The organism is Micromonospora fulviviridis (genome assembly GCF_014648395.1).
In the GTDB taxonomy this organism is placed as follows: domain Bacteria; phylum Actinomycetota; class Actinomycetes; order Mycobacteriales; family Micromonosporaceae; genus Micromonospora; species Micromonospora fulviviridis.
On record NZ_BMRA01000003.1, the window covers coordinates 415923 to 429845 of the forward strand.

Annotated in this window: 8 protein-coding genes; all 8 read left to right on the forward strand. The window is 77.9% G+C overall.

The genetic code is table 11. The features are described 5' to 3' along the window. Positions 1-9: 9 nt before the first annotated feature. On the forward strand, positions 10-507 hold the full coding sequence (locus tag IEY96_RS10515) for a phage baseplate assembly protein V (RefSeq protein WP_107077943.1): 498 nt from the start codon (positions 10-12) through the stop codon (positions 505-507). Then, the gene (locus IEY96_RS10520; RefSeq protein WP_091261547.1) at positions 507-824 is read left to right on the forward strand and encodes a hypothetical protein; all 318 of its coding nucleotides are present in this window, start codon (positions 507-509) and stop codon (positions 822-824) included. Before IEY96_RS10515 ends, IEY96_RS10520 begins: the two co-directional genes overlap by 1 nt. Then, positions 821-1204, forward strand: coding sequence for a GPW/gp25 family protein (locus IEY96_RS10525; protein WP_189194615.1), 384 nt, complete (start codon positions 821-823; stop codon positions 1202-1204). Before IEY96_RS10520 ends, IEY96_RS10525 begins: the two co-directional genes overlap by 4 nt. Then, positions 1201-3705, forward strand: coding sequence for a putative baseplate assembly protein (locus IEY96_RS10530; RefSeq protein ID WP_189194616.1), 2505 nt, complete (start codon positions 1201-1203; stop codon positions 3703-3705). The genes IEY96_RS10525 and IEY96_RS10530 overlap by 4 nt, the downstream gene beginning before the upstream one ends. Next, positions 3702-6260, forward strand: a complete 2559-nt coding sequence (locus IEY96_RS10535; RefSeq protein WP_189194617.1) for a baseplate J/gp47 family protein — start codon at positions 3702-3704, stop codon at positions 6258-6260. Before IEY96_RS10530 ends, IEY96_RS10535 begins: the two co-directional genes overlap by 4 nt. After that, complete coding sequence (locus tag IEY96_RS10540; RefSeq protein ID WP_189194618.1) at positions 6257-8434, forward strand: phage tail protein; 2178 nt, start codon at positions 6257-6259, stop codon at positions 8432-8434. The genes IEY96_RS10535 and IEY96_RS10540 overlap by 4 nt, the downstream gene beginning before the upstream one ends. Position 8435: 1 nt before the next feature. Continuing rightward, on the forward strand, positions 8436-11513 hold the full coding sequence (locus IEY96_RS10545) for a DUF6519 domain-containing protein (RefSeq protein ID WP_189194619.1): 3078 nt from the start codon (positions 8436-8438) through the stop codon (positions 11511-11513). After that, positions 11510-13923 (forward strand): eCIS core domain-containing protein (locus IEY96_RS10550; RefSeq protein ID WP_189194620.1); only part of this gene is annotated, 2414 nt, incomplete at its 3' end. The genes IEY96_RS10545 and IEY96_RS10550, both read left to right, overlap by 4 nt.

Sequence of the window (13923 nt, forward strand, 5' to 3'; positions counted from 1 at the left end):
GGAGCGGCGATGACCCGGCAGTTCTTCGGCGTCTACCGGGGAAAGGTGGAGCAGAACCTGGACCCGATGCTGCGCGGGCGGGTGCAGGTCTCCGTCCCGAAGGTGCTCGGCGACGGCCGGCTGGCCTGGGCCGAGCCGTGCGTGCCCTACGCCGGCAACGGCGTCGGCGGGTTCAACCTGCCGCCGGTGGGCGCCGCCGCCTGGGTGGCGTTCGAGGGCGGCAACCCGGACTACCCGGTCCTGCTCGGCTGCTACTGGCAGGTCGGCGAGTCGCCCGCGCCCGGGCTGCCGCAGCAGCGGGTGTTCCAGTCCGACTCGGTCAGCGTCACGGTCAGCGACCTGCCCATGATGGGCGGCCTGACCATCGAGGTCGGGCCGCCGGCCGTGCTGATCCCGCTCAAGGTGGTGCTCGGCCCCGGCGGGATCGAACTGTCCACCGGGGCCACCAAGGTCGTCCTCGACGGCGTGCGGGTCTCGGTCAACGACGGCGCGCTGGAGGTGATGTGATGCCCGGACCCCTCGTGCACCAGGGCGCCGTGGTGATCTGCGCGCACGGCGGCCAGGCCATGCCCACCGTGCCCAACCCCCGGGTACGCGTCGGCGGGCAGGCCACCGTGCTGCTCGCCGCACCGTGGACGGTGGCGGCGTGCCCGTTCCCGCCGGTCTCCGGCGGCCCCTGCGTGACCAGCGTGTGGAGCGTCGGCAGCGTCCGGGTGCGCTCCATGGGGCAGCCCCTCGTGCTGGCCTCCGGCCTGGCCACCTGCGCGCCGACCGGGGTGCCCCTCGCCGTCACCGCCAGCCAGTTCCGGGCGGTGGCGACGTGAGCGCCGGCCGGCACGTCGGTTTCCCGCTGCGCGTCGGCGGGCGCGGCCGCACCGCCCTGGTCGGCGACGAGGAATACCTGCGCGGCCTGGTCGAGGCGGTGCTCTTCACCCGCCCCGGCGAACGGGTCAACCGGCCCGACTTCGGCAGCGGCGTCGACCGGCTGGTCTTCGCCCCGGCCGGCGACGAGATGGCGCACGCCACCCGGGCCCTGGTGCACGGCGCGCTGCAACGCTGGCTCGGCGACCTCGTGCAGATCGACGACGTACGGGTCGAGACGGTCGACGCCCAGTTGCGGGTCACCGTCAGCTACGTGCCGCTGGTCGCCGGTGCGTCCGTCGGCGAGCGCCGCAGCCTCACCGTCGTGGGCGGCACCCCGTGACCGCGCCGCTGCTCGACCGGGAGGCCCGCCGGGCGCTCGTCGAGGGGGAGAGCGCCCTCTCCGGGATCGACCACGTCGAGGTGCTGTCGAACCGGCCCGGCACCCCGGGGCACGTGCCCGGCGCGCCCCGCCAGCGCACCCTCCTCGTCCACCTGCTGCGCGGCCCGGTCCCCGCCGACCTCGACGCCGGCCGGGTCCGCGTCCTCGGCGGGGTGCGGGTCGACCCACGGGTCAACCCGGTGCGGGTGCTCTGGGCGTACCCGGCGAGCGTGGTGGCGGCCGGGCCGCCGCCGGGGGTGACGGCGGCCGACCGGACGCTGGTCACCGGGGCCGTGCCGGCGCCCGCGCGGGGCCGGGTGCTGGTGGTGCGCACCTCGTCCAGCGGGGACTGGTCCAGTTACCTGCTCGCCCTCACCGGCCCGGGCGGCGACGGCTTCCCGGCCGGCTTCGACGAGCCGCTGTCCAGCTGCCCGTTCGCGTTCGCCGTCGACTGCCCGGACGAGCTGGACTGCCGGCCCGACGACGGCTGCCCGCCGGTGCCCGCCACCACCCCCGCCCTGGACTACCTGGCCCGCGACTACGCGGGGCTGCGCACCCGACTGCTCGACCGGCTCGCCGTCCTGCTGCCCGACTGGACCGACCGCAACCCAGCCGACCCGCTGGTCACCCTCGCCGAGCTGTTCGCGTACGTGGGGGACCGGCTCACCTACCGGCAGGACGCGATCGCCGCCGAGGCGCACCTGGCCACCGCCCGGCTGCGCCCCTCGGTGCGCCGGCACGCCCGGCTGCTCGACTACCGGATGCACGACGGGTGCGCGGCCCGAACCTGGCTGGTGTGGCGCACCGCCGCGCCGCTGACCCTGCCGGCGCGTACCCCGGTCGCCGGGGTCGAGGACCCGCTGCCGCCCGACGCGGGCGTGGCGGAGGCCGTGGACGCCGGCGCCACCGTGTTCGAGACCCTCGCCCCGCTGTCGCTGCGCCCCGCCCGCAACCAGCTCGACCTGCACGCCTGGGGCGACCCGGACGCCTGCCTGCCGGCCGGCGCGACCAGCGGCTGGCTGCGCCACCCGGCCGCCGCCGACCCGCAGATGCGCGCCGGCGACGTGCTCGTCCTCGCGCCGGTCGACGAGACCGGGACCGTGGTGGGCGACGAGGGCCGCCGGCAGGCCGTGCGGCTCGACCGCGACCCGGTAACCCGCGCCGACCCGCTCGCCCCCGCCGGCACCGTCGTCCGCGAGCTGCACTGGGCCGCCGAGGACGCCCTGCCGGTCCCGCTGCCGGTCGCCCGCCGCGCCGCCGACGGCACCGCCGCCCCGGCCGCAGTGGCCCTCGCCAACGTCGCGCTCGCAGAGCACGCCGCCGGGCTGCCCCCGCGCGGGCTGCTGCCGCCGCAGGCCCCCGACGACGGCCCGTACCGGCCGCGGCTGCCCACCGGGCGGCACCCGGTGGCCTGGACCGACGCGGTCGTGGACGGGCGCAGCGCCGCCGCCGCGCTGCGCCCCGACCCGCGCCGGGCGCTGCCCGCCGTGCTGCTCGACGACGGCAGCCGCACCTGGACGCCCGTGCCGGACCTGTTGGCCAGCGGCCGGTTGGACCCGCACGTGGTGGCCGAACCGGAGACCGGCGGCGTGCTGCGGCTGCGCCCCGGCGACGGGATCAACGGCCGCCGTCCCGCGCCCGGCGCCACCCTCACGGCCTGGCCCCGGGTGGGCGGCGGCACCGCCGGCAACGTCGGCGCGGACGTGCTCACCCTGCCGCTGCCCACCACCGCGTGGGCGGTGCCGGCCGGGGTGAGCGTCAGCAACCCGCTGCCGGCCACCGGCGGGGTCGACCCCCAGTCGGTCGACGAGGTGAAGGAACTGGCCCCCTACGCGTTCCGCACCCAGCTGCGCGCGGTCACCAGCGCCGACCACGCCGCCACCGCCGAGGAGAACCCGGGTGTGCAGCGCGCGGTGGCGCGGCGCCGCTGGACCGGTTCCTGGTACGCCCAGGAGGTCACCCTCGACCCGGTGGCCCGCCGGGCCGGCGACCCCGCGCTCGCCGCCGAGGTGGCCGCCCTGCTCGACGTACGCCGGCTGGCCGGCACCGACGTGGAGCTGGCCCCGCCCGCGCACGTCCCGCTGGAGATCGTCCTCGGGATCTGCGTCGCCGACGGCCACCTCGCCGCCGACGTGGAACGCCGGCTGCGCGCCGAACTGTCCACCCGGGTGCTGCCCGACGGCCGGCTCGGCTTCTTCCACCCCGACCGGCTCACCTTCGGCCAGTCCCTGTACGTCTCCGACCTGGTCGCCGCCGTCATGGCCGTGCCCGGCGTCGGCTACGTCGAGGTGGCCGACGACGACGCCATCGGCCTGCGGTTCCGCCGGCTCGGCCGGCCGCCCGCAGGGGAGGTGGCCCGCGGCCGGATCGACGCCGCCGCCCGCGAGGTGCTGCGCGCCGACAGCGACCCGAGCAACCCGGAGTACGGCCGGGTCGCCTTCCACCTGCGCGGTGGCGCGTGAGCTGCGGCTGCGGCGGCGGATGCGGGTGCGACCCGCTGCGCCCGCCCGCGCCCGAGGTGACCAACCCGCCCGGCCAACCCGCCCTGGCCTGGCGGGTCGCCCCGCACAGCCACGCCCTGGCCCGGATGCGGGCCGCGCTCGCCGACCCGGGCCTGCCGGCGGGTGTGCGGGCGGTGGCCGGGCAGGACGCCGACGACCCGGTGCTGGCGCTGCTCGACGCCGCCGCGGTGATGACCGACGTGGTCTCCTTCTACACCGAGCGGATCGCGCAGGAGGCGTACCTGCGCACGGCCACCGAGCTGACCTCGGTGCGGCACCTCGCCGGCATGATCGGCTACCAGCCGCGTCCCGGCGTCGCCGCCGCCGTGGACATCGCCTTCGACGTCGAGGACGCGCCGGGCGCACCGTCGCAAGTGGACGTGCCCGCCGGCACCCCGGTGCAGTCGGTGCCCGGGCAGGGTGAGCTGCCGCAGACCTTCGAGACCGGCGCCGACCTGCGCGCGTACGCCGTGTGGAACGCGATCCCCGGCGCCACCGCCGGGCCGCAGGAGATCGACTTCGCCACCGACGCGATCTGGCTGCGCGGCACCGCGCTCGGCGTGCGCACCGGCGACGGCGTGCTGGTGGTCGGCGCCGAACGCCGCCGCTACGGGCGCACCCCCGCGCACAGCCGGAGCGCCGCCGACCGCCGGCGCGACGACGAGCGCTGGGACTTCCGCATCGTCACGGCCGTCGAGGAGGGCCCGCCCGGCCTGGCCGGCTGGACCCGGCTGGCGCTGGCCGAGCGGATCGGCTGGCGGCGCTCGACGCCGCTGACCGCCGAGGAGGGCGTGGAGGTGCACGCCTTCGCCACCCGGACCAACCTGTTCGGCTGGAACGCCCCGATGGCGGGCCTGCTCGCCGGGAACGACCCGCCGCCGCCCGGCATCACCGACGGGGAGTGGGACGACATCGACAACCCGTTCCCGCCCGGCGAGCCGCCCCCCACCGACGTGGTCGAGGTCGACGGCGACCACCCCCGGATGGTGCCCGGCTCGTGGCTGCTGCTCGAACGCCCCGACTACCGCGAGCTGTACGCCGTCGAGGCGGCCGACCCGGCCGGCGGTTCCCGGTTCGGGGTCAGCGGCCGGACCACCCGGCTGCGCGTCGACATCACCGAGAACCTGGACACCTTCGGCCGCCGGGACACCCTGGTGCGCGGCGAGTCCCGGCCGCTGCCGGCGGCGGAGCGGCCCCTCGTCGAGCCGGTCGGCGGCCGGCGGCTCACCCTGGCCGCCACCGACCCGCCGCTGCCCGCTGGCCGGCGGGTGGTGGTGACCGGGTTCCCGCCCGGTGGGCCGCCCGCCGACCCGCTCGTCGCGGCGGCCACCGCGCCCCCGCTGGCCGAGACCGCGGTGGTGCTGGCCTGCGCGGTCGCCGCCGACGGCCGGACCATGACCGTCGACCTGGACCGCGACCTCACGCTCCGGTACGACCCGCGCGGCCTGCGGGTGCGCGGCAACGTCGCGCCGGCCAGCCACGGCGAGACCGTCGTCCAGCCGCTCGGCAGCGGCGACCCCACGCTCGCCTTCCAGCGGATGCGCACCCGGCGCGGCCCGCTCACCCACGTCCGCGACGACAGTCCCGCCGGCGCCCGCAGCACCCTGGAGGTCCGGGTCGACGGGGTGCGCTGGGACCCGGTGCCCGCGCTGGACACCGCCGGCCCGCACGACCGGGTGCACACCGAACGCCTCGACGACGAGGGCCTGGCCACGGTCACCACCGGCGACGGCCGGCACGGCGCCCGGCTGCCCGGCGGCGCGGAGAACGTGGTGGCCACCTACCGGGTCGGGGTGGGCGGCGCCGGCGCGGTCCGGGCCGGCCAGCTCAGCATCCTGCCCCGCCGACCGTACGGGGTTCGGGCCGCCGGCAATCCCGGCCCGGCCCGCGACTGGGCCGACCCGGAGCAGCTCGACGCGGCGCGGGCGCACGCCCCGCTGCGGATCCGCACCCTGGACCGGGCGGTGTCGGTGGCCGACCACGAGGACTTCGCGGCCGGCTTCGCCGGGGTCACCCTGGCCCGCGCCGACGACGTGTGGGACGGCCGGGAGCAGGTGGTCGTCGTCTCCGCGCTCGGCGCCGCGGCCGGTGGCGTGGCCGCCCCGGCCGGGCCGGAACTGGTCGCCGCGCTGCGCGCCGCCCTGGTGGCCGCCCGGGACCCGGGCACCCGGCTCGCCGTGCTGGCCGGCGAGACCGTCCCGTTCGGACTGCACGTCGACCTCGCGCACGACCCGGCGTACCCGCGCGCCGACGTGGAGGCCGCCGTCCGGGCCGCCCTCGCCGCCGCGTACACCCCGCCGGCGCTGGGCTTCGCCACCGGTGTGGTGGCCTCCCGGGCCCTGGTCACCGTCCGGGCGGTGCCCGGGGTACGCGCCTGCACCCTGCCCCGGCTCGCCGCGCCGCCGGGCGCCGCCGCCGTCGACCTGCTGGCCGCGCTGCCCGGCCGGTTCGCCGGCACGCTGCGCCCCGCCCAGGTGCTCACCCTCACCGAGGTGACGATCGGGGTGATGTCGTGACCGAACCCGCCCTGCACCGCCTGCTCGACCTCGTCCCGGTGCACCTGCTCGCCCGCGACGCGCAGGCCGACGGCGGCACCGGCCCGCTCACCGCGCTGCTCGCCGCGGTGGCCGGCGAACTGGAGCTGCTGGAGGCCGACCTCGACCGCCTGCACGACGGGTTCTTCGTCGAGACCTGCGCCGAGTGGCTGGTGCCGTACCTCGCCGACCTGGTCGGCCTCGCCGAACTGCCGCCCGACCTCGGGGTCACGGTGAGCCGGCGGGCCCTGGTCGCCAACACCGTCGCCTACCGCCGACGCAAGGGCACCGTGGCCGTGCTGGAACAGGTCGCCCGGGACGTCACCGGCTGGCCGGCGCGCGCCGTCGAGCACCACCCGCTGCTGGTGGGCACCACGCACGTCAACCACGTCCGCCCCGACCGGCCGGCCACCGTCTCGCTGCGCGGCGCTGCCCGGATCGAGGCCGCCGCCGTGGTCAGCCCGCCCGGCCCGCGCGGCGCCCTCGACCCGCTCACCCACACCGCCGAGGTACGCCGCATCCCGACCCGCCGCGGCCGCTACGGCATCGACCACGTGGCCGTGCACCTGTTCCCGACCCAGGCGTACGAGCTGGGCGCCCCCGAGGCCGACCCGCCGGCCGGCCCGAACGGCGGCTGGTCCGCCGCCCGCGCCGTCGCCGACCACTGGACCTTCGACCCGCTCGGCCGGGCCGTGCCGCTGTACGCCCCGCCCCGCCGGGAGGAGGCCGTCGAGCGGCTGGCCACTGAAGTGGACCTGCCCGTGCCGCTGCGCCCGCGCCGGCTGCTCGACCTGCTCGGCCAGGCCCGGGCCGGCACCCTGGCGGCGACCGCGCTGCCGCTCGGCGTACGGCTGCGGGTCGGTGGCGTCGACCAGCCCGACCTGACCCCCGACCGGATCCGGGTCTGCCACCTGGAGGACCTGGCCCCCGACCCGGCGCCGCAGGTCATGGTCGACCCGGTGGCGGGCCGGTTGCGGGTCCACGCGCCGGCCGCCCCCGACGCGGTCTTCGTCCGCTACGCCTACGGCGGCCTCGCCGACGTGGGCGCCGGCACCTACGACCGCACCGCCGCCCACGAGGCGCTGCTCGCCACCGACCCGGGCGCCCCGGTCACCGCCGACGGTCCGGACGCCCCGCCCGCCGCCGGCCAGACCCAGGTGTGCTCCGGTACGCCCGCCCCGGTCGGCAGCGTGCCCACGCTCGCCGCCGGCCTGGCCGCCGCCGAGGCGTCCTGGGCGGCCCCCGGCAGCACCACCCGCGGCGGCACCTACGTCGTGTCGGTCGCCGACAGCGCCAGCTACCCGGGGGACGTCGCGGTCACCGTGCCCGCCGGCACCCGGCTCGTGCTGGTGGCCGCCGGCTGGCCGACCCGCCGCCGCCCCGACGGCGAGGTGCTCGCCCCCGTCCCCGGCCGGTACGCCCCCGACGGGCTGCGCCCGCACCTGCGCGGCAGCCTGCGCATCACCGGCGAGCCGGGCAGCAGCGTGGTCGTCGACGGGCTGCTCGTCGAGGGCGACGTGGTCGTCGCGGCCGGCCAGCTCGGCCACCTCACGGTGGCGCACGGCACGGTCACCGGCGCGGTACGGGTCGAGTCGGCCGCCGGCCGGCCCAACAGCCGGCTCCAGCTCCGGCTCAGCCGGGTGGTGGCCGGCGCGGTCACCCTCGCCGCCACCGTGCCGATGGCCACCGTGGACACCTCCGTGCTGGACGCCACCGCCGGCGGCGGGACGGCGCTGGCCGGTGAGGGCGTGCACGCCTGCCTGGAGGGCAGCACCGTCCGGGGCGCGGTCCGGGTCCGCAGCCTCGACGCCAGCAGCTGCGTGCTGGACGGGCCGGTGGAGGTGGCCCACCGCCAGGTCGGCTGCCTGCGGTTCAGCTACGTCGCCCCCGGCTCGCGCACCCCGCGCCGCTACCGCTGCGTGCCGGCCGACGGCGAACCCGGCCCGCTCCCGGTGTACGCGGCCACCGACCCGGCCTCACCCGCGTACCCGGCCCTCGCCGGGTCCTGCCCGGTCGTGATCCGGGAGGGCGGCGAGGACCGGGCCGAACCGGGCGTGCACCACCACCTCAGGCGACCGCTGCGGCTCCGGGCGGCGCAGCGGCAGCTCGACCCCTACCGGCCGGTCGGCATCGAGCTCGGGATCTTCGGGAGTTGACGTGCAGGGAGACTTCACCCGCTGGACGTTCGACCCGCGCGACGGCTACCGCCAGGTGCTGTTGCAGCAGGGCCGGATGCTGCTCGACGCCGAGTGGAACGAGCAGACGAAGATCACCGCCTGGCACGACGAGGAGCGGACCCGCGACATCGTCGGCGCGGCCGGCGGGCCGCTCGACGGGGCCGGCTTCGCCGTGGTGGACCCCGCCGGCGCCAGCCCCACCGCGAGCGCGTGGGCCGATCTGCGGATCACCCCCGGCCGCTACTACGTGGACGGGGTGCTGGTCGACGCCGCCCCGCCGGCCGGCGGCGGGCCCGGGCACAAGCTCGCCGACCAGCCCTACCTGCCCAAGGTCGGCGACCTGCCCGGGCTGCCCGAGCCCACCGCCGACGGCCGGTACGCCGTCCTGCTCGACGTCGCCGACCAGCATGTCACCGCCGACCAGGCGCCCCGGCTGCGGGAGGCCGCCCTCGGCGGCCCGGACACCACCACGCGGGCCCGGACGGTCTGGCAGGTCCGGCTGGTCAAGGTGGCCGCCGGCACGGCCTGCGCCGACGTGGTCGACCCGGTGTGGGGCGACCGGAGCGCCCCCACCATGACCGCCGCGCTGCGCGAGGTGGACCCGACCGCCGACCCGTGCCGGCTCAGCGGCTCCGGCGGCTACCGGCGGCTGGAGAACCAGCTCTACCGCGTCCAGGTGCACGACGTGGCCACCGACGGCACGGCCCGCTACCTGTGGTCGCGGGAGAACGGCAGCGTGGTGGCCGGGCTGACCGCCATCGGCCCGCCCTCGGCGGGCGCCGCGGCGGCCGGGATGGACGCCGAGCTGAGCCTGGACCGGGTCGGCCGGGACGAGGAGCTGTCCTTCCGGGCTGGTGACCTCGTCGAGGTGACCAGCCCCGACCGGGAGCTGCACGGCCGGCCGGGCCACCTGGCCACCGCCGGCGCCCCGGACGGGACGGCGCTGCCGGTGAAGTGGGCCGCCGGAGCGCCGGCCACCCTCGCCGCGCTCGGCCGCACCCCGATCGTCCGGCGCTGGGACGGCCCCGCCCAGGTCGCCAACGCCAGCCCCGACGAACTCGACGACGCCGGCATCGAGGTGCGCTTCGGCGCCGGCGACTTCCGGGTCGGCGACCACTGGCTGATCCCGGCCCGCACGGTCCGCCTCGTCTACGGCGTCAGCGCCCTGTCCGGCACCATCGACTGGCCCACCGACGAGCTCGGCAACCCGCTCGCCCGGCCGCCGCTGGGTCCGGTGCACCACGTCGCGGTGCTCGGCATCCTGCGCCGCACCACGGTCGGCGGCGCCGGCCGCTGGGCGCTCGACGAGGACTGCCGCCGGCTCACCCCGCCGCTGACCGACCTGGTCACCCTCGACCTGCTCGGCGGCGACGGGCAGCAGGCCCCGCCCGGCCAGCCGCTGCCCGAGCCGGTGCGGGTGGTGGTCCGCAACGGCGGCCGCCCCGTGCACCGCGCCCGCGTCCGGTTCACCGCCGTCGACGGGCACCTGGCGACCGGCGTACCCACCGCCGCCGACCCGGCCCAACTGGTCCTGGAGACCGACGCCCGCGGCCAGATCGACGTGCGCTGGCTGCTGCCCAGCACCGGCCCGGCCACCCGGGTGCTCACCGCGGTCCGGCTCGACGACGCTGACGCCCCGGTCGACGCCGAGGTCCGCGTCACCGGCCGCCGCGACGAGGGCGGCACCGTCTGCCTCGTGGTACGCCCCGAGACCGACCTGGTGCAGCTCCTCGCCGACCTGTCCGGGGTCACGGCGCTGGCGCTCTGCCTGACCGCGGGGGAGTGGACGCTGGACGAGCCCGCGGTGCTGTCCGGGGTGTCCTGCGTGCTGGTCACCGGGGTCGGCTCCGCCACCCGGATCGTCTCCGCCGCCGAGTCGGCGCTGCGCTTCGTCGACTGCGGCGAGGTGCAGGTCCGCGACCTGGCCGTGGCGGCCGTGCCGGCCGAGAGCGACCAGCGCAACGGCGCCCTCGACGTGCGGCGCACCGGCCTGGTGCTGGTGGAACGCGTCCAGGCCGAGATCGGCGACGCCCCGGCCGCCGTGGCGAGCGGGATCACCGTCCGCGGCGATGACACCGAGGGCGGCCGGCCGGTGGAGCGCGCCGTCGTCCGGGACTGCCGGGTCGAGGCGGGGCACGCGCAGACCGGCGTGCTGGTGCTGGACAGCCGGCGCAGCGACGTGGTCGGCTGCGACGTGCTGGCCACCGCCGACCCGGGCGCCGACCCGGAGAAGCGGTTCCTCGAATGGCTGGGCGACCCGCGCTTCGCCCGCCGGATCGCCCGGCGGGCCGTGCACCCGCTGCTCGCCGGGGAGGACGGTCTCGGCCTGCGCAAGGGCTGGTCGTCGCTGGTGGAGACCCGCAACCTACGCTTCGGCTCCGAGATCGACGACCCCAAGGGCTGGAGCGCGTACCTCGGCGACCAGGAGATCAAGACCGTCGAGGAACTCCAGGACGTGGTCCGCGACGACCTGGTCCGGCACAACCCGGACTCCCGGTTCTTCGACGAGCGGACCCGGTTCGCCGCCTGGCTGCGCCGGGTCGCCGAGGAGTTCGCCGCCGCGGCCACGGCCACCGCCGGCATCACCGTCGCCGGGACCACCGCCGCCGACGTCCGGGTCCGCGACAACACCGTCACGGGCGCGCTCACCGGCATCAGCGTCGCCCTGGGTGACCCCGACGAAGAGCGCGAGACGGTACGCCGGGCGTGGATCACCGGCAACACGATCGCCCCGCCGGCGCGGGCCGCCACCGCCTTCCTGCACCAGGGCGTGTACGTCGGGGACTGCCACCGCCTCGACGTGTCGTCCAACGTGGTCGACCTGGCCGACGGCAAGCCCGGCTACCCCGTGCAGGGGCTGCTCTGCGCCGGCCGGCTCGGCCCGCACGCGGTCGCCGCCGCGAACACCTTCGACGGCACCGTGCTCGGCATCCGCGCCGTATCCGGCCCGTCGGGCTCGCCCACGCTGTGGGTGGCGCGCGACAATGTCTGCACCACCGGCACGGCGCTGGTCGACGGCACCGGGTCGTGGCGCGACGAGGGGAACGTGAGCGGGTGAGGGTGGCGGAGGCGGCCCAGCCGTCCCGGTCGGCCGACCGGGACGAGCCCGAGCACGCCCGCCCGGAGGCGGAGCGGCCGGTGCGGCGGTCGAGCCGGCCGGCCCGCAGCACCCACAGCGTGGCCCGCATCCCCGTGCACGCCCCGCCCGACCCGGCCGCCGAACACGACGCCCACGCCACCGCCCACCGCCTCGTCGCCGCCCGGCCCGCGCCGCCGGCCGCCCCCGCCCGGTCGGCCCGGCCGGTGGCCCGGCTCGCCACCGTGCCCGACCCCCGGCTGGGCGGCGGCCGGCCGCTGACCGGCGCCGAACGCGCCCGCTACGAGCCGGCGCTCGGCATGGACCTGACCGGGGTACGCCTGCACGACGGCCTCGCCGCCAAGCTGGCCGCCAAGGAGCGGCGGGCGCACGCCTTCACGTACGGCAATCACGTGGTCCTCGGCGCCGGGGCCGGGCCGGGCGGCGCGCCCGGCCGGGAGCTGGTGCTCGCCCACGAGCTGGCCCACGTCCGCCAGCAGGCCCGCCACGCGCCCGCCCCGGCCGGCGTGGCCACCGAGCATCCTGGTCGCGGCCCACCGGCCGCCCCGGCCCGGTCCGCGTCGCTCGGCGTGCAGTGCTTCGCGCTCGCCGACACCCCCGTGGGCCGGTTCGTCTCCGACACCGCGAGCGACGCCGCCGCCCTGGGCCGTGGCGCGCTCGACACCGCCCTCGACGTGGGCGGGGAGATCGCCGGGACCGCGCTGGAGGCGGCCTCCGCGGTCGTCGACCGGCTCGCGCCCGGCCTGCTGGAGTTCCTCCGCGGCGGCGCGCTGGTCCGGCTGCGTGAGCTGCTCTGCACCGGCGTCAACACGCTGCTCGGCCGGCTGCTCGCCGGCCTCGCCGACCTCGACCCGATGTCCGCCATCGAGTCCACCTTCACCGGGCTCGCCCAGGGCGTCCGCGACGTCCAGGCCCGGCTCGGCGGCGCCGCCCGCTCGGCCGTCGGCGCACTGCTGCGCCCGGTGGTGGCCGCCCTCCAGGAGTGGGACGGCCCGATCATCCGGAACCTGCGGACCGCCGCGGACACCGTCAACCAGCTCTTCACCGGGCTCTGGGACCACCTCGCGGTCCCCGCGCTGGACCTCCTCGGCGCGGCCGGCGGCGCGGTCTGGGAGTCCTTCACCCGGCTGGGCGGCTGGCTCTGGGACCTCACGGCGCCCATCCGCGCCGGCGCCTCGTACGCCTGGGACTGGCTCTCCACCCAGTTCGGCCTGGCCTGGGACAGCACCGAGGGCGCCCGCAGCTGGCTCGGCAACCTCGCGAACTCGGCCTGGGAGACCCTACGGGCCACCATCGAGCCGATCCGTACCCCGCTCATGGTGGTCGGCGGCATCCTCGTCCTGCTCTCCCCGCTCGGCCCCGTGGTGGTGCTGACGCAGGTGCTCCCGCCGCTGTGGGACGGGCTGACCTGGCTCTGGGAGAACTGGAACACCCGCGAGATCCTGGTCGCCGCCCGGCAGGTGCTCCAGGACCGCATCCTGCCCACCGTGATCGGCGCGGTCACCGGGGCGGCGGACACCCTCGCGGCCGCGGCGGCCTGGCTCGCCGACGTGGCCGGCCAGGTCGGCACGGCGATGGGCGGCGTGCTCGGCGTGTTCGGCGCCAGCACCTGCCTCACCGCGGTGTCCACCCTGCTCACCGGGGTGGCCAACCAGTTCACCCGGATGGCCGCCTGGGCGCGTGGCGGGTTCAGCGGGCTCACGGAGGCCCTGCACGCCGTCTTCGACGCGCTGGTCGCCATCTTCCAGCCCATCCTGGACTTCCTGGTCCGGCTGGCCGTGGTGGTGGCCAACCCGCTCATGCTGCCGGTCGTCATCGGCGCGGTGATCTGGCTGCTCTGCCCGGACGACCTCAAGCCGCCCGTGATCAACTTCGTGCTCGACCTGCTTATCGTGGCGATCGGCGCGCTGCCCACCCTGCTCACCGGCCTGGGCCCGCTCGGCGCGCTGCTGCGTGAGGGCGTCGTCGGCTTCCTCACCCAGCTGCGCTACGGCGACCGGATCGGCGACCAGCAGCGCATCGACGCCAGCAACAAGATCGCCAACCTGGCCGCCGGCGGCGGCGTGTCCTTCGTGGCCGGCATGGCGTGGGGCATCGTGCAGGGGGTTGTCGACGGCATCATCGACCCGTTCCGGCTGCTGTTCATGCTCGCCCAGCTCCTGGTCGCCGCCGCCCGCGCGGTGGCCCGGGTGGTCCAGTCGTACGCCCCGGGCATGGCTCTGGTCAGGGCCCCGCCGGCCGCCGCCGGCGCTGCCCCGGCGTCGCCCGCTGCCGTCGCCGCGCCCACCGCCCCCGCGGTTACCGGCGCCACCGGCGTCGGCGCGCCGGCCGGCGGTGTCGCCGGCCCGGGTCCGGCCGCTCCCGCCGCCAG

Bases quoted from the DNA above. Each gene is read 5' to 3' on its own strand.
- IEY96_RS10515 (WP_107077943.1), top strand. From the start codon at position 10: ATGACCCGGCAGTTCTTCGGCGTCTACCGGGGAAAGGTGGAGCAGAAC.
- IEY96_RS10520 (WP_091261547.1), top strand. From the start codon at position 507: ATGCCCGGACCCCTCGTGCACCAGGGCGCCGTGGTGATCTGCGCGCAC.